Source organism: Hoeflea sp. TYP-13 (genome assembly GCF_040932035.1).
Taxonomy (GTDB): domain Bacteria; phylum Pseudomonadota; class Alphaproteobacteria; order Rhizobiales; family Rhizobiaceae; genus Hoeflea_A.
Genome location: NZ_JBFRBB010000001.1, coordinates 387,455 through 407,496 on the forward strand (window position 1 = coordinate 387,455; position 20,042 = coordinate 407,496).

General features: G+C 57.5%; 17 protein-coding genes. 9 read left to right on the forward strand and 8 right to left on the reverse strand.

Features of this window, described 5'->3' with window-relative positions; translation table 11 throughout:
• Positions 1-4: 4 nt before the first annotated feature.
• The 3 genes from ABVT35_RS01800 to ABVT35_RS01810 all read left to right on the forward strand — a co-directional run bounded on the left by ABVT35_RS01800 (position 5) and on the right by ABVT35_RS01810 (position 5,301).
• Complete coding sequence (locus ABVT35_RS01800; protein ID WP_368464513.1) at positions 5-1,063, forward strand: ABC transporter ATP-binding protein; 1,059 nt, start codon at positions 5-7, stop codon at positions 1,061-1,063.
• A 196-nt stretch (positions 1,064-1,259) separates the two neighbouring features.
• The gene (locus ABVT35_RS01805) at positions 1,260-2,126 is read left to right on the forward strand and encodes an IclR family transcriptional regulator (RefSeq protein ID WP_368464515.1); all 867 of its coding nucleotides are present in this window, start codon (positions 1,260-1,262) and stop codon (positions 2,124-2,126) included.
• 442 nt (positions 2,127-2,568) lie between these two features.
• Positions 2,569-5,301 carry a hypothetical protein gene (locus ABVT35_RS01810; protein ID WP_368464517.1) on the forward strand — a complete coding sequence of 911 codons (2,733 nt, stop codon included), beginning with the start codon at positions 2,569-2,571 and terminating at the stop codon, positions 5,299-5,301.
• A 5-nt stretch (positions 5,302-5,306) separates the two neighbouring features.
• Here ABVT35_RS01810 and ABVT35_RS01815 read toward each other — a convergent pair whose 3' ends face one another.
• The 5 genes from ABVT35_RS01815 to ABVT35_RS01835 form a co-directional block, all read right to left on the reverse strand.
• The gene (locus tag ABVT35_RS01815; protein WP_368464519.1) at positions 5,307-6,671 is read right to left on the reverse strand and encodes a hypothetical protein; all 1,365 of its coding nucleotides are present in this window, start codon (positions 6,669-6,671) and stop codon (positions 5,307-5,309) included.
• A 99-nt stretch (positions 6,672-6,770) separates the two neighbouring features.
• Positions 6,771-8,687: an adenylate/guanylate cyclase domain-containing protein gene (locus ABVT35_RS01820; protein WP_368464520.1), complete on the reverse strand. Its 1,917-nt coding sequence runs from the start codon at positions 8,685-8,687 to the stop codon at positions 6,771-6,773.
• 127 nt (positions 8,688-8,814) lie between these two features.
• Entirely contained in the window at positions 8,815-9,651 is an 837-nt protein-coding gene (locus ABVT35_RS01825) for a class I SAM-dependent methyltransferase (protein WP_368464521.1), read from the reverse strand.
• Between the two features lie 208 nt (positions 9,652-9,859).
• Positions 9,860-10,078 carry a DUF6500 family protein gene (locus ABVT35_RS01830; protein WP_368464522.1) on the reverse strand — a complete coding sequence of 73 codons (219 nt, stop codon included), beginning with the start codon at positions 10,076-10,078 and terminating at the stop codon, positions 9,860-9,862.
• 135 nt (positions 10,079-10,213) lie between these two features.
• Complete coding sequence (locus tag ABVT35_RS01835; protein WP_368464523.1) at positions 10,214-10,702, reverse strand: fasciclin domain-containing protein; 489 nt, start codon at positions 10,700-10,702, stop codon at positions 10,214-10,216.
• 207 nt (positions 10,703-10,909) lie between these two features.
• On the opposite strand from ABVT35_RS01835, the gene ABVT35_RS01840 reads away from it, so the two are divergent.
• The 3 genes from ABVT35_RS01840 to ABVT35_RS01850 are packed head-to-tail and all read left to right on the forward strand — an operon-like array spanning position 10,910 to position 12,949.
• Positions 10,910-11,509 carry a sigma-70 family RNA polymerase sigma factor gene (locus ABVT35_RS01840; protein ID WP_368464525.1) on the forward strand — a complete coding sequence of 200 codons (600 nt, stop codon included), beginning with the start codon at positions 10,910-10,912 and terminating at the stop codon, positions 11,507-11,509.
• The gene (locus ABVT35_RS01845) at positions 11,506-12,174 is read left to right on the forward strand and encodes a ChrR family anti-sigma-E factor (RefSeq protein ID WP_368464527.1); all 669 of its coding nucleotides are present in this window, start codon (positions 11,506-11,508) and stop codon (positions 12,172-12,174) included. The genes ABVT35_RS01840 and ABVT35_RS01845 overlap by 4 nt, the downstream gene beginning before the upstream one ends.
• A gap of 7 nt (positions 12,175-12,181) precedes the next feature.
• On the forward strand, positions 12,182-12,949 hold the full coding sequence (locus tag ABVT35_RS01850) for an SDR family NAD(P)-dependent oxidoreductase (RefSeq protein ID WP_368464529.1): 768 nt from the start codon (positions 12,182-12,184) through the stop codon (positions 12,947-12,949).
• 1 nt (position 12,950) lies between these two features.
• On the opposite strand, the gene ABVT35_RS01855 is transcribed toward ABVT35_RS01850, so the two are convergent.
• The 3 genes from ABVT35_RS01855 to ABVT35_RS01865 form a co-directional block, all read right to left on the reverse strand.
• Entirely contained in the window at positions 12,951-13,742 is a 792-nt protein-coding gene (locus tag ABVT35_RS01855) for a DUF1365 domain-containing protein (RefSeq protein WP_368464530.1), read from the reverse strand.
• Positions 13,739-15,064 carry an NAD(P)/FAD-dependent oxidoreductase gene (locus tag ABVT35_RS01860; RefSeq protein ID WP_368464532.1) on the reverse strand — a complete coding sequence of 442 codons (1,326 nt, stop codon included), beginning with the start codon at positions 15,062-15,064 and terminating at the stop codon, positions 13,739-13,741. Before ABVT35_RS01860 ends, ABVT35_RS01855 begins: the two co-directional genes overlap by 4 nt.
• A gap of 158 nt (positions 15,065-15,222) precedes the next feature.
• Positions 15,223-16,851 carry a long-chain-fatty-acid--CoA ligase gene (locus ABVT35_RS01865; RefSeq protein ID WP_368464534.1) on the reverse strand — a complete coding sequence of 543 codons (1,629 nt, stop codon included), beginning with the start codon at positions 16,849-16,851 and terminating at the stop codon, positions 15,223-15,225.
• Between the two features lie 279 nt (positions 16,852-17,130).
• On the opposite strand from ABVT35_RS01865, the gene ABVT35_RS01870 reads away from it, so the two are divergent.
• The 3 genes from ABVT35_RS01870 to ABVT35_RS01880 are packed head-to-tail and all read left to right on the forward strand — an operon-like array spanning position 17,131 to position 19,981.
• Positions 17,131-17,865: a glycosyltransferase family 2 protein gene (locus tag ABVT35_RS01870; RefSeq protein WP_368464536.1), complete on the forward strand. Its 735-nt coding sequence runs from the start codon at positions 17,131-17,133 to the stop codon at positions 17,863-17,865.
• The gene (locus tag ABVT35_RS01875; RefSeq protein WP_368464538.1) at positions 17,858-18,190 is read left to right on the forward strand and encodes a lipid-A-disaccharide synthase N-terminal domain-containing protein; all 333 of its coding nucleotides are present in this window, start codon (positions 17,858-17,860) and stop codon (positions 18,188-18,190) included. Before ABVT35_RS01870 ends, ABVT35_RS01875 begins: the two co-directional genes overlap by 8 nt.
• A gap of 12 nt (positions 18,191-18,202) precedes the next feature.
• Positions 18,203-19,981: an ArnT family glycosyltransferase gene (locus tag ABVT35_RS01880; protein WP_368464540.1), complete on the forward strand. Its 1,779-nt coding sequence runs from the start codon at positions 18,203-18,205 to the stop codon at positions 19,979-19,981.
• Positions 19,982-20,042: the final 61 nt, after the last annotated feature.

Below are 20,042 nucleotides of genomic sequence, written 5' to 3' on the forward strand. Positions count from 1 at the left end.
CGCAATGTCAGGTGTAGCACTTCAAGAAGTCGTCAAGCGGTACAGCGATGTTCAGGTGATCCATGGTGTTGATCTGCAGATCAACGACGGTGAGTTTTGCGTATTTGTGGGACCTTCCGGCTGCGGCAAATCAACCCTCTTGCGTATGGTGGCAGGCCTCGAAGAAACCACCGAAGGAAAAATCTCCATCGGAACCCGTGACGTGACCCGGATGGATCCGGCTCAGCGTGGTGTTGCAATGGTGTTCCAGACCTACGCGCTCTATCCACACATGACAGTCAAGGACAATATGGGTTTTGGCCTGAAAATGAACGGCCACCCGAAAGCCGAAATCGAGGAGAAGGTCGCCGAGGCCACGCGTATTCTCAAGCTTGAAGAATACCTCAACCGCAAACCTGCGGCATTATCGGGTGGGCAGCGCCAGCGTGTTTCCATTGGCCGTGCGATTGTTCGCGGACCGGAGGTATTCCTGTTTGACGAGCCGCTTTCCAACCTTGATGCGGAGCTGCGCGTTGAAATGCGTGTGGAGATCGCCCGGTTGCACAAGGAAATCGGCGCCACCATGATTTACGTGACGCATGATCAGGTCGAAGCCATGACCCTTGCGGACAAGATCGTGGTCCTGCGTTCAGGTTACATTGAACAGGTCGGTGCTCCGCTTGACCTCTACCGCGATCCGGATAACAAATTTGTCGCCGGTTTTATCGGTTCGCCCGCCATGAACTTTCTTGAAGGAACGAGCCAGGGTGATACCGTTGAGGTTCCGGCGCTGAAAGGCAGTTTCAAACTACCGGTTAATCTGCCCGCAGCAGGCACACGTGTCATTCTCGGCATACGGCCCGAACATATTGAGGTCGACAGAGCCGGTGACACGCTGGCCGTCGATCTGACGGAGGCGCTTGGCGGCACATCCTACGACTACCTGGTTGCCGATAGCGGCGAGAAAATCATTGTAGAAGAGCGTGGCGACGAGCGCTCCGCAGAGGGCACGCGGGTTGATATCAGGTTTGATCCCGAACGTGCGATGCTGTTTGACCACAAGACTGAAGCCCGAATTCGTTAAGTTACAGAAAAAGGTGGCCCCGGCGCTGGATAATGCCGTACCCGGGATGGGCGCAGGCAGAACATTCGAACACGCTTCTGCGAATTTGTCGCCCCGCGACACAGTGTGCGTGGATTGAAATCGGCATGAGCCGGATTGGTGGCGACGTGCCGCCGCATAAAACCATGACCTCTATTCGGAACCGAAGGTAAGCGCAATGAATGTGCATAGCGGGAACAAGACTGCTGAAGTTCAGCCTGCACGCTTGCGCAAACCGCATGCCCCCAGCAGCACCGGAACATTGGGTAAGGCCGTATCGCTGCTCGATATCGTCGCCGGATCCGGACGTCCCATGCGCTTTACTGAAATTCTGGCGCTCTCCGATCAACCAAGAGGCACGCTGCACAGGCAGCTGACAAACCTGTTGGAGGAAGGTTTTTTGAGCGTCAATAGCGATCATACCTATGAATTGGGTTTCCGGCTGCTGAGGCTGGCATCTGCGGCGTGGGCTAATAACCGGTTTCGCATTGCAGCCGAGCCGCATCTTCACCGTCTTCACGAACTGACCGGGGAAACAGTGCATCTTGGCGTGCTGAAGGGCACGGACGTCATCTGTCTCGATAAGGTCGAGGGCAGGCATTCCGTCCGCTCATATTCGCAGATAGGCGACACGTCGCCGGCCTGTTGCAGCGGGGTCGGAATGGCGGCCATGGCCGGCCTGGCCGATGACGTTCTGGACGCGTTGATGCAGCAAATGAATTTTCAGCACTTTACCGGGTCCTCACCCCATACACCCGACGCACTGAGGCAGAATATCAATGCCATCCGTAAATCGGGCTGTGCTTTTGACTGGCAAGGACGCGCACCCGGTGTTTGCTCTGTTGCAGCGCCGGTTCATTCTCCGGATCGCAGGTTTCTGGCAGGAATATCCGTTGACGGGCCGGCATTTCGTGCCACGCAGGACGCTCTTGAGGGCTGGGCTGTCCTCGTCAGTGAAGCAGCGCGCGCGATCACGGACGATATGAGTACGCGGCTGGAGCCGCCGACATTGACGCGAGATCCGAAAAGTGGACGGCGAAATTGAACTGGCGCTTCGGCAACAAATAGCGCGCGCTGGTGGCGCACACTTTACCGCGGCCCCGCTGGCGCAGGAAAGCGGGCAGGCATTGGATGCGCGTGTCTGAGATTAGCTGCTTGCAATGCGGGCCGATTCCCATGGGCAGTGCGGGCAGCATCAAATTTTGCTGGACGGTTTCCACTATTCATTTATTTGCAAAGAACAATAGAAGAATAAATCTGTGATTTGCGCAATATTTGGAGTAATCTGGGAAAGAGCACTATTTTGACAACAGACAAAAGCAGGTGCAGTTCCCATGGGCGTAGTATTCAGGCCTTGGAATCCCGGACAGTTTGCTGTCCATTTCAGTGAATTTAACCCAGGAAATGCTAGAAGATCACGTATCGCATGCCACAATGGCTTCCCGTTTATAGCGGATCTTGAAGCCGGTACCCAGCTCAGCGACGGCGTGTTTCAGGCAGTAGGTGCTGCCTATCTTGCTCAACTGAACCAGTATTTGAAGGGCACCGGACGCGATGGCCTCGGTCTGCCACCGGGCTGGCTCTGTGCGCTCCGGTCCTGGAATGACGAACCGCCGCCGGAATGCGTCGAAGAACTGAAGAAATTCGGGGACAGGCCGCCACCCCTGCGCTGGCTCGATATTTGGCCGCCCCTGGACCGCGCCGCGGACGACCAGCGTCCGCCCCGGCTGGCCTCATGGAATCTGGTCCGGCATGTGCGGCCGAAAGAAGGACCAGAGGCCAAAGACATAACGGTTGTGCTCGTGGCGGCGGAATTGCTTCCGGTCACCGGTTCACGGCCGGTCGGCCTTGATTTAGGGGTTCGCATTCCGATGTCCGTCATCGGGCACCCGGATGGTCCATATTCTATTGAGATCCGGTCGATGACGGCGGAGCTGCCTTATGGACCCTATCGCAGTTTTACCGAGGTGTTGTTGGCATTGCGGACCGCCGATACCGACGCACAAGCCAGCGGTTTCGATATACTCAGACTACTGGAACAGGCGTTCGGGCTCGTGGGCGATGGCACCATCTCGGCCGCGATTTCCCGCGACCAGCAGCTCACGCAAGACAGTCTCCAATATGACGATTTACACATCCGCATGGACGGCAACGGACCGGATGCCAATTTTGAAGCGTTTGAGTTGGACGGCAAGGGGCTGAGCCGTTTTGAGCGGGGACCGGAAAACCTGCCCTATTCGTTCATGGCAGACCTGAATTTCGATCCCGTGAAACGGGAACTATTCGCCGGCACCTCGAGTAAACACCTCCTGGTCACGAACATGACGGCACAGGGTGAGGCCCGGCTGTTTCGCCAGGATCCGCCGTCATGGCGCGATATCGCCGCACTGGGCGCTGTCCCGGGGCACTACAAATGGTCGCGTCGGCGACCGACACGCAGCGAGACTGAACTGGACCGGTTCCGAACCACGGTTTGGATAAGCAACCACGAGCCTGCAGTCCTCGAGAGTGACAATTTCAAGGTTCGCAATTGTCCTGTTTATGTTCCTGGAGATCCCGACAATACGGACGCAAAAACCGTGTCTTTGCCGGCGGACAAGTTTCTGCCGGTCCGGTACAACGACTATTCCGCCCTCAGCGCGTACAACAACAGCATGGAATTTTACGCGCTGCTCGAGGGTTTCGGTTTCGATCTCGCGAACTTCTCCGTCGCCGTCAAGCGGGAACTTCAGGTTCACTACAGATCCGGTATCAGCCCCGGTCCCGGAAAGGACGGTCAGACAATTAATGCGCGGGTCACCATCAAGCCTCCACCGGAGGAAGACAACGACAGAGAGGGTCTGGCAATATTTGCAGACGAGGAGCCGACGGTCGAAATGCACCTTGCTCTTGGCAATCTGTCGCACCGCGGCCGTTGGGACGGCGCGCTTTGTGACCCGGCCTGGGCGCAGCCGCTCGGCATTGCGACGAGCGAACGCTGGATGCTGCACGAATTCGGCCATGTGGTTTTGGCAGCCCGGCTCGGCAAACTGGAATTCGATTTCGCCCACAGCGCCGGTGATGGTATTGCGGCTGTCTGGTCTGATCCGTTTTCGCGCCTTGCCCACCCCGGCGACGGCGTCGCGGAGACCTTTCGCGGCATCACTTTTCCCTGGGTGTTCACGACGCGGCGCCATGACCGTTTCGTCGGGCTTGGTTGGGCCTGGGGTGGTGCACTCAACCGGTCGCTGATCGATGCGCCAGCCTCATTGCGGGACAGTCTCAAAGGCTACATTTCAGAGCAGATACTGTCTTCAACGCTGTTCAGGCTTTACAGGGTATTGGGCGGCGACACCGTGAAGGCCGACGGAACACCGAATTATGCAGTCAGGGAGCGCGCTTCCTTCGTCACACTCTACCTGCTTTTGGAAGCCATTCGCTCTTTGGCGCAACCGCCATCAGTGGCGCAAATGCTTGAATGTGCTATGGAGGCTGCGGATGCCGATCTGGTGAATCCGCTTTACATCGTATCGCGCTTTGATCTTCCCGCCACAGGTACAAACGCCGATGCATGGACGGGCGGTCGGGCAGTAAAGGCTGTCAGATGGGCCTTTGAGGCTCAGGGGATGTTTGCTCCGTTCCGTGGCAGCAATCACAATGCGCCCGGTTTGCCGCTTCCCGTCGATATCTATATTCGCGACAACCGTCCGCTTGAGGAAAGGGCTGACGGCGGTACAGCGCACTACAGCCCTGGCGCTTACACACCCGTTTCGCTGGACTGGGACGGCGAGCGCCTGTGGCAGGCGGCGGCGGCCGGCCTTTCGGTCGATCAGGCAACCGCGACCGTATCCGTACGGGTCCGCAACAGGGGAGTGCACCGCGCGTCTGCGATCCAGCTTCACGGCTGGGTTGGGGTTGCCAGCGGCAATCCGGCCGACAACGACTGGGATTTGAGCGATTCCATTGACTGGTTGTTGCAGCTTCCTGTTGTTAACGCCGCTGATGTAGACCCGGATGACGAGGAGGTTGTGCAAATGGCCTATGACCCGGCAGAAGTCCCGTTCGGCAACGATCAGTTCCTGGTGGTCATGGTTGAGGCGAACTGCCCGGAAGATCCCGCCAATTCGGATCCGGCCACCGGTTACTCTACGGCAATTGCCGATATGCCGCCGCGCGTGCCGCGATTTGTTGCCGACATCGTTGCAAATGACAACAATATGGCCCTTTGGATGGGCATTTAAACGGCTCACGCCGGCAAGGGCGACGGCCATTCCGCTTTGGCGTGGTCCAGCACGCGCATCAGCGTGGGTGATTGGATTGGCTGAACGGGAGGCGGATTACCGGCGGGGCCGTCCTGCACACCATCGTTTACAAGCGCATCCCATATGCCCGCTGCAAGGTGCCGGCTACCTGTCGAATCCGACGGATAGTGGACCCCGATCCGCTCTCGGTTGACGGCAATGCGCCGTGCGATTGACAGCAACGGCGAGGGAATCGGATTGTCGCCGTTGAGGTCGGCCCAGACAGGTTTACGCAGGACATTGCCGTCAGAAGGATCCTCCCCGGCCTTCAACACTCCGAAGCGTTTGTAGATTCCCGGAATTTCCAGCAGTAGCAGGGCGATGAAATGCGCGAGAAACGAATGACCGCTCGGAAACGCCGGATGTGCCGGAGGACCGAAGGGCACTGTCAGGCCCGGTCGCAGCACCGATGGCCGCACGCGTTTGTAGTGTTCCTTGTAGACCATATAAGCAACGTTTCCGATCGACAGACCGCAGCTGATCAGCTCCAGCGTCCACGGATGATCGATGGAATTGGCGCCGATGAAGTGGATCACATAGTCGGGCAGACCGTCGGCCTGGACATCGCTCTCGAACAGATAGCGGCCGCGATCATCTTCCATGTATATTTTCAAGAGCTCCAGCTCGCATTTGATGAAATCGAAGCCGGTCGGTGCGTCATCCACAACCGGACGTCCCTGCTGCCAGTCCAGATCGGTCTTTTCAAACCAGCGCAAATCTTCGGGTACGATATGGTCCGGGTGCCATTTGTCGGGCTGACCGCCGAACTCAAGCGCTGCTAGTGTTCCCGGGTCCGTCCGGTCCGCCGCACGTAACCACTCGGTCAGCTGCGGATCGTAGGGCAGCGTCCAGAAACGCAGTGCCGGATCCCAATCCTCTGTTGTCCAAATCAGCGGTGAGTTGGCGTCCTGATAGGGATTGATCAGATAGGCAAGCGGAAAAGGACGAGCACCGCTGTTGTCAGGTGTGAAATCGAGGGTCCACGGCAGCTGTCTCAATTCGATCGGCGTAGCATAGTAACTGCGGATGGTCCCGATACCGCCTCCGGCGCCGGCATCCCTGCCAGGGTCGTAGCTTGTCCCAAGACCCAGTCCGAGGCCCAGTCCGAGACCGGATCCAAGTCCCAGACCCAGCCCGTTGCCGAGGCCCAGCCCAAGACCGGTGCCAAGGCCAAGGCCGCCCGATGAATCGGAATCCGAGCTCGATCCGGTCCCAAGTCCGGTTCCGAGCCCAAGCCCCAAACCCAGCCCGAGGCCAAGCCCTCCTGAACTCTTTCGATCTGAACCGTTGTCTCCGGGTGGCGCATTCATGGTGCAGGCCTCCTGATTGCAAAACAGGGATCGTGCTGACAATACGGTTTTGAAGGTAACAAAATAGTCTAAAAAACCGAAAAGCGACCTGAAATAGTATTACTTGGGCAGGTTTGCTTTGCGAAGACCTTCAGTTAGTTTGTCTCGATCCTCTTCTCTCTGAAGAGGATACCATGCCATAAAGTCGGATATTTTGAAACTGGGCTCCGCAGCAAGTAATTCTGAAGCAATACTATGTGCTTCTTCGATATCCCCCTTAAGCGCCAGAGTTGCGGCGAGCAGCCGCAGGGTAGCCACCAGTTGCGGCTTGACGCGATATGATTTTCGCAGCCATCCGATAGCGTCTTCGTAACGACCCGCTACGAACTCACCGATCCCCGCGGCTGTCCAGAAAAAGAAATTGTGGGGATCATAAGGAGCAAGCCGCCACACGTTGCGCAATCGCTTGCGTGCCTCGTCGCCATTGCCAAGATAGGCAAAACACGTGGCGCTCAAGCCCCATGCAAGCGGGCTGTTTTCATCACGCTCGAGTGCCTGCTGAAAAAGCTCAACTGCGCCGGATGGTTTACCTTCGATAAATGCCATGACATGCCCGCCGACCGACAGGCACACTGCGTCCTCCGGATCGAGTTCGACCGCTTTGCGCGCGGCTGCCAGCGCCTCCGCCCGATCAGCTTCGATGTCGCGCGAATGTCCTTCGCCAATCCAGAAAACCAGGCACCATGCCAAGTATGCGTGAGCCTGCGCGTAACCGGGATCAAGTTTTACCGCTCGCTCCAAAAGCGAACGCGATTCTGCATAACTGTCGAATGTAAACTGGTAGAGATCTGCAAGCGCGCGAAGAACGCAATCATAAGCGTCCAGGCTTTCCGTCGGGCGGTTTCCGATGCGCGCTGTCTCGGCAGCGCGCACATGCGGTTCCAGCGCGGCAACGATGCTTGAGACAATTTTGTCCTGAAACTCGAACAGATCTTCGGTTTCACCGTCATATCTTTCCGCCCAGGCCGTTCTTGAATGCTCGACTTCGACGAGCTCTGCATTGATCCGCAGATGATTGGACTGGCGCCTGACGCTTCCGGTGAGCAGATATTTGACCCCCAGTGCATTCGCCACCTTTTGGGGGTCTTTCGATGCGTCCGTGAATTGTAGTGTCGAGCTGCGTGCGATGACGAACAGAGTGCGGCTGCGGGCGACCCCTGCAATGATGTCCTCTGTAATTCCCTCGCCAAAATACCGATTGTTATCCGATTCATCGATGTTGCGAAACGGCAGGACCGCCAATGTCGGCCTGGATGACCAGTTGAGATATGGACTTACCACCTGGCGTGTCACGTTTGGCTGCTGGGCCTCAACGGCATAAATGTGGACGGGGCGCTCGATGTTTTTCAGCGTTGGTGCACCGAGATAGCGATAGGAGTTGGGCAGCCGGTTTCCGATGAGATCCCGCACTGTTCCAGTCAGCACAATCTCGCCCGGTTTGGCAAACTGATGAATTCGGGAGGCGATATTCACGCCATCCGAATACAATGCGCCTTCCTCGTCAATAACGTCATCCACATTGATGCCGATGCGCAAGCTCAATGCATCGGGACTCATCGACTTGCCTTGGTTTTCAAGAACTGACTGCTGAACATCGACGGCCCAGCTGACGGCGCTAACGGCACCGGGAAACTCGACCAGCACCGCATCGCCCGGGCTCTCGACCAGCCGGCCTGAGTGGCGTTCCAGGTGTGGGAAAAGAACCTCGTCGCGCAACCGGCTCCAGAGTGCAACCGTCGCAGCGCCGTCTTTTGCCATCAGACGCGAATACCCCGCCACATCTGCAAATGCCAATGCGCTGAGGCGCCAATCAATTTTTGCACGATGTAGAGAAAGTGGAGCCGTCAATTCATTTACCCCAGTAGTAACCACTCGAATTCTACAGTCAAATTGGAATAAGAACAGGGTATTTAAACAGAATACACCGACATTGAATGTGATTTTAACCTCAATGATAGTGCTTTTGTTGTCGGCCAATTGAGCGGAGTCTTTCGATGGAATGCAATGGTTCGGTTGGTTTCGGATAAACCGGCCAGGAATTACGTTTCTTCTTGATTTCCAGCGCCGCATCGCCCCGTCAACCGGTGCAATGGCCGCTTCAGCCTCACCGCTCCGCCTTGACGATCACGACCTCGGCATAGTCGGATGGTGCGCACATCGTACCGTCATCGGCGATGTTGAATTCACGGGCGAGATTCAGGATATCGTCCGCCAGTGCCTTTTCCCCTTGCGGCCCGACTTTTTCAAACGCCTTGCGGCACAGGCCGTAATAGGTTCTGAAAAATTCAAGATAGTGTTCGGCGGAGCGATAGCGGTAGTTGAACTGCTTCCAGTTGATCGAAATGGAACTGGCAGCCGGTCCGAAATGCTCGTATATCCATTCTTCCCGGCCCCAGTTGGCCGGTGCCAGGAAGCCCGGGGAGGCTGACATGTGGCTGCCGATCGTCCTGCACAGGCGGCCGATGAAGCCCGGCGGCGTCCAACTGGCGAGAGCGATTTTGCCGCCCGGCTTACAAACCCTGATAAGTTCGCGGGCGGCAGCTTGCTGGTCGGGTGCAAACATGACGCCGAATGTGGAAATCACGCCGTCGAATTCATTGTCCCGATATTGAAGATTTTGCGCGTCCGCGATTTCGAATTCGACATCCAGCCCTTCAGCCTCGGCACGCTCGCGGCCCTTGTCCAGCAGCGGCTGCACATAATCTGTCGATGTGACCTCGCAAAAGCGCCGGGCAACGGCAAGTGTTGCGTTTCCGTTGCCCGCCGCAACGTCCAGTATTCTTGACCCGGGGGGAAAACCAGCCGCCTCGGCGAGCTCTTCGCCGGTAATCTGAAGCGTTATGCCGACCCTTGCATAGTCAGCACAGGACCAGGAGGCATTGAGCCTGTTGTTCCATTTTTTGTAGTCCGGAGTACGGCCGCTTGTTGTGGCGATGTTCATCGTGGTTCCTCTCAGCCTCGGATTGCTCCAATATCGCGGCTGATTGTTTCAATCGAACATCTGATGTGCGGGCCTGGTGTTTCAATTGTAACGGACTGGTTGGCCGGGCTGGGCGAAAATTGGAAGGCAACCGGCTTTCTTGTTTACGTGCGAAATCCCGGCATTTCGGCGGCCACCGGGCGCATGATGGCGATCGATTGAGCCGCGTCTACACTCCATCCTCGACCATTTGCTTGATCCTGGCGGCCTTTTCGAAGTGATCGAGCCTGTGGGTCATGATCCACCATTCGGCAGCTTCCATCAGCAGTTCGGGATCGTCGTTCCTGTTTGCAAAGAACGCGTAAAAAGAAAGGCCGACATCCGGCCCCTTTTGCGCGATCTTTTTGTCGCAGACATTGATGATTTTCTGTCGCAGCGAAGCTCTCACGATTGTTTCCCGTCCTCAATGGTCCTGCCGGCTGCCTATAGGCGTAAAGCGGGAACAAAAAAAGCCTCGCCGTCAAAGCGGGAGGCTTTTGAACAAAAAAAAGGGCACGCAGTGGTGCGTGCCCTTTTTGCCGCGTCAATTGGATGGCAACACCACCTTGTCGATGACATGGATGACACCGTTATCGGCAACAATATCGGCGGAAATCACCATGGCGTTGTCGACGGAAACGCCGGATGAGGATTTTTCGACCGAAAGCGTCTTGTCGCCGTCAGCCTTCAGGGTTTTGACCTTTATTTCGCGGCCCGGAAGATCTGTGGACATCAGCTTGCGCGGGACGACGTGATACATCAGGATTGCGGCGAGCTTATCCTTGTTTTCCGGCTTCAGGAGCATTTCGACCGTGCCGTCGGGCAGTGCGGCGAACGCATCGTCGGTGGGTGCGAAAACCGTCAGGTTCTGTCCCGTTGCCAGGGCTTCTGCAAGCCCGGCGGCTTTGGCCGCGGCAAGCAGGGTATTGAAGCTGCCGGCCCCTTGCGCCGTTTCGACGATATTGGCTGCGCCTGCGGGCGCTGCAATTCCAAGTCCCATTGCGAGCGATGCCGCGATTATCATTTTCTGCATGTTCTTCTCCTGTTGGATGGACAGGCAGTCGACCGCCGGGTGATCCGGGTTGCTAGCTGGTAAGGGTTACGCGGCCGGCCCGCTGTCGGATCACCGCAAATGAGAAATTTATCGATAAACCGAAAATTACTGATATTTTTCCAGCGATGGTGATCCGATCGCCAATTGTCTGCGTAAATGTCCCGGTACGTGTGATGAGGCCGGGCAATGCTGAAAGTCTTGCGGATGGAAAAACCGACGGACGATCCGAAGAAAAAGTCGGATCAGGCGCTTTTCGAAGCGCTCGTCAGTGATGTCGCTCTGTCAAAAGACCGGAAAGCGTTCGAAACGCTGTTCATCAATTTTGGCCCGAGAATAAAAGGAATGATGCTGGGTTCCGGCGCAAGCGACGATCTTGCCGAAGACCTGATGCAGGAGGTTATGCTGACGGTCTGGCGCAAGGCAGCGCTCTATGCGCCCGAGCGCGGCACTGTTGCCACATGGATATTCACGATTGCCCGCAATGCCCGCATAGACCGGCTGCGCCGCCAGCCGGTACAGCCATATATCGATGTCGAAAAGGTAGCCATCGCCTGTGACGCGCCAAGCGCCGAAGCAAGGCTGATCGACAGCCAGAACGATGAAATGGTGCGCACAGCGCTCTCATTGCTGCCCGAGGAGCAAAAAACGGTCATTGAACTCGCTTTTTTGAAGTTCATGCCGCAAAGCGAGATCGCCGCAAAGCTGGGCCTGCCGATCGGGACGGTCAAGTCGCGCACCCGGCTTGCCTATAAGAAACTGAAAGAGAAGCTTGAGGATCTGAAATGAGCATCCATCATCATCTGGATGATGCATCGCTGATGCGCTATGCGAGCGGAGACCTGGATCCCGCATTCTGCGTGATCGTCGCCTCCCACCTTGCCATGTGTGAAGGGTGCCGCAAGGCCGTGCGCCTTGCAGAGGCGGTGGGCGGCGATTGCCTCGACCGGACAGAAGAGGCTTCGCTGTCTGCGGATTCGTTTGCCCGCCTTTCACAGATGATCGATGCGGAAGCCGGACGCCAAACGCCGGCGCCGGCTGCCGCCAAAGCGTCGGCAGCGGATATTCGATCCGATGTGCCGTTGCCGCTGCAAAGTCTGATCGGCAATTCACTGGACGATGTGAACTGGCAGTGGGTTGTACCGGGCGTTCAGCGCCACCGCATCGAGCTTGCCGGTACCGGATCGTCGCTCTTCATGCTCAAGATCGGTCCGGGCCGTAAAATGCCGGAGCACGGACACGGCGGAACGGAGATGACGCTGGTTTTGAGCGGTTCCTATCGTGATGCTATCGGCCGCTTCGGCCCCGGTGATATTGCCGATCTGGACGAGCATGTAGAACATCAACCCGCCGTTGATTCCGACGATCCGTGTATTTGCCTGGTGGCAACGGAAGAGCCGACGCGTTTCAAAGGGTTTGTCAGCCGGCTGATGCAGCCTTTGGTCGGGATCTGACTTGTTTATGGGTGAGCGACGGCTCGGCAATGTCTGGATAACGGGTGCAAGCTCAGGCATAGGCGAGAGCTTTGCGCGCCTGATCGACGGCGTCGCGGACAATGTGGCCATATCCGCACGCGCGGGCCAAAAACTGGACGCAATGCAGCGTGACGGCGACACGTTGATTTCCTTTCCGTTGGATGTTGCGAATGAAAGCGCGGTCACAGCAACGGTCCGCGCAATCGAAAACCGTTTCGGTGGTGTCGATCTGGCGGTCCTCGGCGCCGGAGTCTGGCAACCGATGCCGGCGGCAGCGATGGATTTGAGTCAGATGCGCCGGGCAATGGACATCAACTATTTCGGCGTGGTCAATGCCGTCAATGCCGTGCTTCCGGGCATGAAGGCAAGGGGAGGCGGCCACATCGTAATTGTCGCGTCGGTCGCCGGCTATCGCGGCCTGCCCACTTCCGCCGCCTACGGTCCGACAAAGGCGGCGCTGATACACCTTGCCGAAACGCTTGCCATTGAACTGAGCGGCTGTGGCATCGATGTCACGCTGGTCAATCCCGGCTTTGTCGACACGCCCATGGTGAAGGTAAACCATTATAATATGCCTGGCCTGATGAGCACGGACGATGCCGCGAAGAAGATGTTAGCCGGCATCATGAAGCGAAAGGAGGCCGTGTTCTTTCCGCTGGTCTTTACGTCATTGATACGGCTGTCGAATATCCTGCCCCACCGGTTCTACTACTGGGCCGTTCGCCGGGTAACGGGTGCCGGAAAGCGGCGCTGATTCAAGCCGCAATATCAGAAGGTTTGCGCCGTTGTGTTGTCACGCTCGCCACCGGCGCGGGCGGTTTTTTGTGGAACTTCAGCCGCTTGCCCCAGAGCTTCAGCGCTTCGTAGTGAATACCGAGCCAGACCTTTGCGGTCATGAAGCCGTGAGCAAACAGCAAGGCCGTCAGCGTCTGATCGGTGAGGGGGCGGTGTTCACCCGCAAAATGTGCCGCTAGCACCGGGCCGGCATCGTCGTGCAGCAAAATCGCAACCGACGCCGAACGGGCCGGCAACCGGGTTCGGAACGAATAGCTGCCGCTGACACCGTTGAACGGCGAGACGTGGAAGACCTTGCCGCAGCGCTGGCGAATGATGCCGTGTTCAGCGCCATTGGCAGCGAGTGCATAGGTATGGCGCTGGCCGAACGTGTTGCTCACCTCGTATATAACAATCACCGCTTTGTCGTTCTCATCGAGACCGTAATAGACAGTCAGCGGGTTGAAGACGTAGCCGAGGATACGCGGATAACACAGCATCAAAAATCGGGTTGCGCGGTTTGAACCGAGCGCCTGGTGCGCAATCTGCGCCAAATGGGATCTCAGGCCGGTGCCTGAGCCAAGATCGCGCTCATGAATTGAATATAGGTTGAAGCGGTTGTGGGAAAAAAGCCGCAACCGGCGGCCGAGATCGGGCAGGTGGTCTATGTCAACCAGCATCGAAAACACCGAATACTTCAGTTTGTGCGTTTTTGGGCGCAGCCGCCTGTGCATCACCGCACCGACATAGACGCCTTCCGTGATCTTTTTCATTCGGCCACCTGCAGATATTCCTCGAATCCGGTGCGCCGCCGGTCGTAATCCGGATCGCCCGCCCATGGGCGTGCGATGCCGCCAAGCTTTTCGGCAACGGCAAGGCCGCTTGCAATGCCGTCCTCGTGAAAGCCATACCCAAGATAACTGCCGCAATACCAGGTCCGCCTGTAGCCCTGCAGCGTGGGCATTTTCTCCTGGGCCCGGAACGCTTCCGCTGTAAACACGGGATGATCGAATTTCATGGATTTAACAACAGTTTCCGGTTCAATCTCCTGCATCGGGTTGAGTGTGACAAACAGGTTTTCGCGCGTCGGCAACGCCTGCAGCCTGTTCATCCAGTAACTGACGCACAATTCATCCGCGCTCTGCCTGCCGGCCTTGATGTAGTTCCAGCTCGACCACAGCCGGTTGCGTCTTGGCATCCAGCGCCCGTCGCGGTGAAGAACCGCTGTGTTTTCCTGGTAGGGAAATGCCTGCAAAAGCGCGCGTTCCGCCGCATCCGGATCGGCAAGCAGTGTGAGCGCCTGGTCGGCATGCGTAGCCACAACAACATGATCGAACAGCCGGGTGACACCATCGGCCATCGCGACAAGCACCCGGTCCGGGCGGCGTGTTACGGACTGGATGTCGGCTTGAAGCACCGTCTCGAAAACACTGTCTTCAACCAGCTTTTCGACATAGGTTCTGCTGCCGCCGCGTACCGTGTTCCAGTTGGGCCGGTTCTTGAACTGCAGCATGCCGTGATTGGCGTAGAAATCGATAAAGGCCCGGGCGGGGAAATCCAGCATTCTTGCAGCCGATGTCGACCAGATCGCAGCGCCCATGGGCACGATATGGTCGTCGATAAAATCACGCGAATAATGCTCCCGTTCCAGAAATTCGCCGAGTGGCGTTTCAGGGTGATAAAGCGCGATACGGCGCGTGGCGTTGCGAAAGAAACGGTTGATTTCCTTCAGCATCATCCAGTGGTTGACGCTGGCAATGTTGCGTCGCTGTCCAAAATAGCCGGCGCCGCAGCCGGCATATTCGTAACGGCCGAAATCGTGGCTGAGTGAAAAGCTCATGACCGTGCTGGAACTTTGCACATTAAGGTGCCGGAAGAGAGCGCAAAGGTTCGGGTAGTTGCTTTCGTTAAAGACGATGAAACCGGTATCGACCGGAACCATGCCGTCAACGGTTTCGACGTCGATGGTAAGGGCATGACCGCCGAGATAATCAGACCGCTCGAAAAGCGTTACATTGTGGCCCTTGCTCAGGAGCCAGGCGGCGGAAAGCCCTGCTATGCCTCCGCCTATGACCGCAATGTTCAGTTTTCTCAACCGGGCCTCCTGCCTTTATCGTATCCGGGCATGAACAACATACGTTTCAGCGGCGCGCTTGGATCACCCGGATTGTGAAATTACCCGGCACGACAAAAAGCCGGCGGCAACCTGCCGCCGGCCGAACCATCGCTCCCGAAAACGCCCTGAAACCGGTGTCAGGTGCCCGGGAAGCTGTAATCCTTGAACTGTTCCCTCAAAACGGTCTTCTGGATTTTCCCTGTCGCCGTATGCGGGATTTCGTCGACAAAGGCGACATCGTCAGGCATCCACCATTTGGCGATCTTGCCGCGCATGAAGTCCAGGATGGCTTCTTTCGACGGTTCGCACCCTTCCTTGCGAACGATAACCAGCAGCGGGCGCTCGTCCCATTTCGGATGGACTATGCCGATTACGGCGGCCTCCGCGACATCGTCATGGCCAACGGCGAGATTTTCCAGTTCGATCGAGGAAATCCATTCGCCACCTGATTTGATGACGTCCTTGGCGCGGTCGGTGATTTCCATATAGCCATGTGGGTCGACATGGGCGACATCGCCGGTATCGAACCAGTTATCGGCGTCGAACTGCTCGGCTCCACGGCCCTTGTAGTAGGATGCCGAAACGCCGGGTCCGCGCACTTTCAGCCGTCCGAAGGTTTCGCCATCCCATGGAAGGGCATTGTTTTCGTCATCGGTAATCTTCATTTCAACGGTAAAGGGCGGGTGCCCCTGTTTTGCCTGCAGGTCGAGCTTTTCCTCGCCTTCCAGATGGCCATATTCCGGTTTTATGGAGCACAGGGTTCCGAGCGGGCTCATCTCGGTCATGCCCCAGGCATGGATGACCCGGACACCGTATTTGTCCTGGAAGGCCTGCGTGATGGCGCGCGGGCAGGCCGATCCGCCGATCACCACATTTTCAAGGTCCGGCAGTTTGCCGTCCACCTGTTCCAGATGCTGCAGCAGCATCAGCCAAACGGTCGGCACTGCCGCCGTCATGGTGACGCGTTCCTCGGTCAGCAACTGGTAAATGGATTGGCCGTCCATTCCGGCGCCCGGAAGAACCATTCCGGCGCCGACCATCGGGCACAAAAATGCGGTCGACCAGCCATTGGCGTGGAACAGCGGCACCACCGGCATCATCCGGTCACGGGACGACAGATTCAGCATGTCGGGCTGTGCGACGGCCATGGCGTGCAGCACATTTGAGCGGTGCGAATAGACAACGCCCTTGGGATCGCCCGTCGTGCCGGACGTGTAGCACATGCCGGCCGCCGAGGTTTCGTCGAACTCGCGCCATTCGAAATCGCCGTCGACATCGGCTATCCAGTCCTCATAGGGAACGGCGTTTTGGAGTTTTGTCTCCGGCATATGCGCGCCGTCGGTCAGGACAATGACCCTTTCCAGACTCGGAACCTTGTCTGCGATCGCCTCGACCACCGGCAGGAATGTCAGGTCAACAAAGAGCATCCGGTCTTCGGCATCGTTCATGATCCAGGCGATCTGGTCCGGAAACAGCCGCGGATTGAGTGTGTGGTACACGGCGCCGAGGCCGAGAATCCCGTACCAGGCTTCCATGTGCCGCCATGTGTTCCACGCCATTGTGGCAACCCGGTCGCCGAAATTGATGCCGTCCCTTTCGAGACGTTTTGCAACGTGGCGCGCGCGCGCGCCGATGGCACGATAGCTGGTGCGATGCATCGGGCCCTCCACCGACCGCGACACGATCTCGCGATCGCCGTGATAGGTTGCTGCATGATCGATGATCTTGTGACACAGCAACGGCCAATCCTGCATCAATCCCTTCATATTCCGTCTCCCACAGTTTTTATTTCGTTGGTTGAGCCCGCCAGAGTATGGCGCTCTTGGGCTCACAGGAAAAGATGTAATTTTTCTTTTATTTCCAAGGCTGACGCTCCCCGTTGCCGGACAAATCGCTTGCGTTGCCAGCCCCGCCTTGGTAAGGCGTCGGCGCACAAACCGTTGGAAAAAACGGTCGGCTTGGGGCTGGCCTCGCCGATACCCCGCAATTGCCCGATTTTGCTTTAACCTCTTGGCGGTCCAGGACCGTCAACTCAAGGCAGACCCATGATTTCGCCCATGATATCGATTGTCATTCCCTGCAAGAACGAATCCGAAAATATCCCGCCACTGATTGACGAAATTGCCGAGCATTTGAGCGGCCGGCAGATCGAGGTCATCGTCGTCAATGACGGTTCCACCGACGATACTTCGACCGTCCTTGCCGGCGAAGCGTCGAAGCGGCCCTTTTCCGTCCGCCACATTCGCCACGAGGCCTCGGTAGGGCAAAGCCTTTCGCTGCGCAGCGGTGTTCTTGCCGCAAGGGGTGAAGTGGTGGCGACGATTGACGGCGACGGGCAGAACGACCCGAAATATATAGGTCCGCTGGTAGACAAGCTGTATGAAGGCGGCCCTGAAATCGGCATCGCCTGCGGCCAGCGTATAAAGCGCAAGGATACCAGGCTCAAACAGCTTTCGTCGCGATTTGCCAACTGGCTGCGCGGCTCGATCCTGAACGACAAGACGCGCGATTCAGGTTGCGGTCTGAAAGCCGTGCACACCGAAATATTTCGCCGGCTTCCCTTTTTCAATGGAACGCACCGTTTCCTTCCGGCACTGGTGATTCAGGAAGGATTCGATGTTGTTGCAATCGACGTGCTGGACCGGCCCCGCCGGTTCGGCACCTCCAATTACGGCATTTTGGACCGCGGCCTGCGCGGTGCGCTTGATCTTTTTGGCGTTTGGTGGCTGAAGCGCCGCCGCAACAAGATGCCGGTGGCTGAGGAAATACACAATGATTGAGACGTTCGCCTCCCTTATCGAGTGGTTCAAGGTCGTCTTTGTCGAACAGTTCGACGCCTGGGTCCTTCTCGGTTTCATGGCGCAGGCCTGTTTTACCATGCGCTTCGTTGTGCAGTGGATTGCGTCGGAACGCGCAAAACGTTCGGTTGTTCCGGTAGCGTTCTGGTTTTTTTCGCTGTTTGGAGGCGGCCTGCTTTTCATCTATGCCATTCAGCGGCAGGACCCTGTCTTTATTGCCGGCCAGGGCATGGGACTGATCATCTATATCCGCAATCTCTGGCTGATTGCCAATGAGCGCAAGGCCGCCATGGCCAATACGGACTAGGGTGCGGTCCGAATGCGGGCACCGGCATTCTGCAAAACAAAATGCCGGATAAATGATTGGAGTGTCGAAAACGATTCCGAAATAGCTTACGATGCTTTAAAAGTGCTCGTCGGATGGCGACAGAACGAGGAAGGGGCGAGCGTGCTTCGTTATGTGATGCTGTTTTTGCTGGGACTTGCGGTACTGGTTCCCGGCATCACGCAACTGCCGCCAATAGACCGCGATGAGGCGCGCTATCTGCAGGCCACCAAACAGATGGTCGAGAGCGGCGACTTTGTCGATATCCGCTTCCAGACCGAACCACGCTACAAGAAACCCATCGGCATCTACTGGCTGCAGTCGCTCAGCGTCGGGCTGACGGGTGGCGGAGAGGACGCTCCGGTTGCCGCCTATCGCATGGTCTCGGTCGTCGCTGTTGCGGCTTCGGTCGCCTCCATCTATTGGCTCGGGCAGGCAATGTTCGGCCCGGCGGCGGGCTTGATTTCGGCACTTATGCTCGCAGGCCTGTTCGGCGCCGGGTTTGAAGGGCGGCTTGCAAAAACCGATTCCGTTCTCCTGCTTGTTTCCATACTCGCGCAAGGATTCCTTGCCCGTATTTACCTTGCCGGCCGCGAGGGAACCAAAGCGCCTGCATCGATGGCCTGGGGGTTCTGGGTCGCGCAAGGGGTCGCCATCCTCGTCAAGGGGCCGATAACACCGTTTTTGAGCGCCCTGACGGTGCTGTTTATTATGATCTTCGACCGGGGTAACGGACGCAAGTGGCTGGCCGATCTCAGGCCGCTGCGCGGAATTGCGCTCATGGTGCTGATCGCTCTGCCATGGCTTGCGTTGATTACCTGGAAAAGCGGCGGCGCTTTCTGGCATGAGGCGTTGGGGCGCGACATGCTCGGCAAGGTCGCATCCGGACAGGAATCCCACGGTGCACCGCCCGGATATTACATCGTCACCTATTCGCTCTACATGTGGCCGTTCGGATTGATCGCCATCATCGGTGGAACCAACGGGCTCAGGCGCATGTTCACCGATCCGCGTCTCATGTTCTGCGTCGCCTGGTACATACCGCTATGGCTGATTTTTGAGCTGATCCCGACCAAACTGCCGCACTATGTATTACCGGTGTATCCGGCGGTCGTATTGCTGGGCGGCTGGTTCCTCAGTTTGCCCCCGGGCGATTTGCCACGGCCGCTCTGGTGGCAGCGTCTGCTTCACGGCATCACCGGATTCGGGGTTGTCGTGGTTACACTCGGCTTTTCAGTGATTGCGGTTGCGGTTCCCATCTATATTGCGGGCAACTTTTCGTTCTGGAGCATCCCCGTGGTGCTGTTGCTGCTGATGGCGTGCTGGTTCGGACTTGGCTACGGACTTGAGTTGTCGCCTATTCGGCGTGTTCTTGTGGCCACGCTGACGGCAACCACCGCTTATGGTCTGATGTTCTCCGCGATCCTGCCGAATGTCGATCAGATCTGGGTCAGCCAGCAGATAGCCGACCGCTTCGAGGCGGAAAAAGCCTGCGAGGATTCGGTTCTGGCTGCTGTGACCTATCACGAACCGAGTCTCGTTTTTCTTACCGGCACCAATACGCTCCTGACCGGACCGGACAGTGCCGCAAATCATTTGCTGAAGGATCCCGAATGCGCCATGGCGGCGGTTCCGGACGAGGACGCGCCGGCGTTTTTGACCGCGCTGAGCGCCAGCGATGCGCGCGCCGAGGGTGGTGAGCCGATTTCCGGTTTCAACTATTCCAAGGGTAAGCAGACGTCGGTCAGGCTCTACCGTATCGTCGGCAACTGACCTCCGCGCCGCGCCACCAAATCCGAAAATTTGTGAATCGGTGATTTTCCACCGTCGGTAT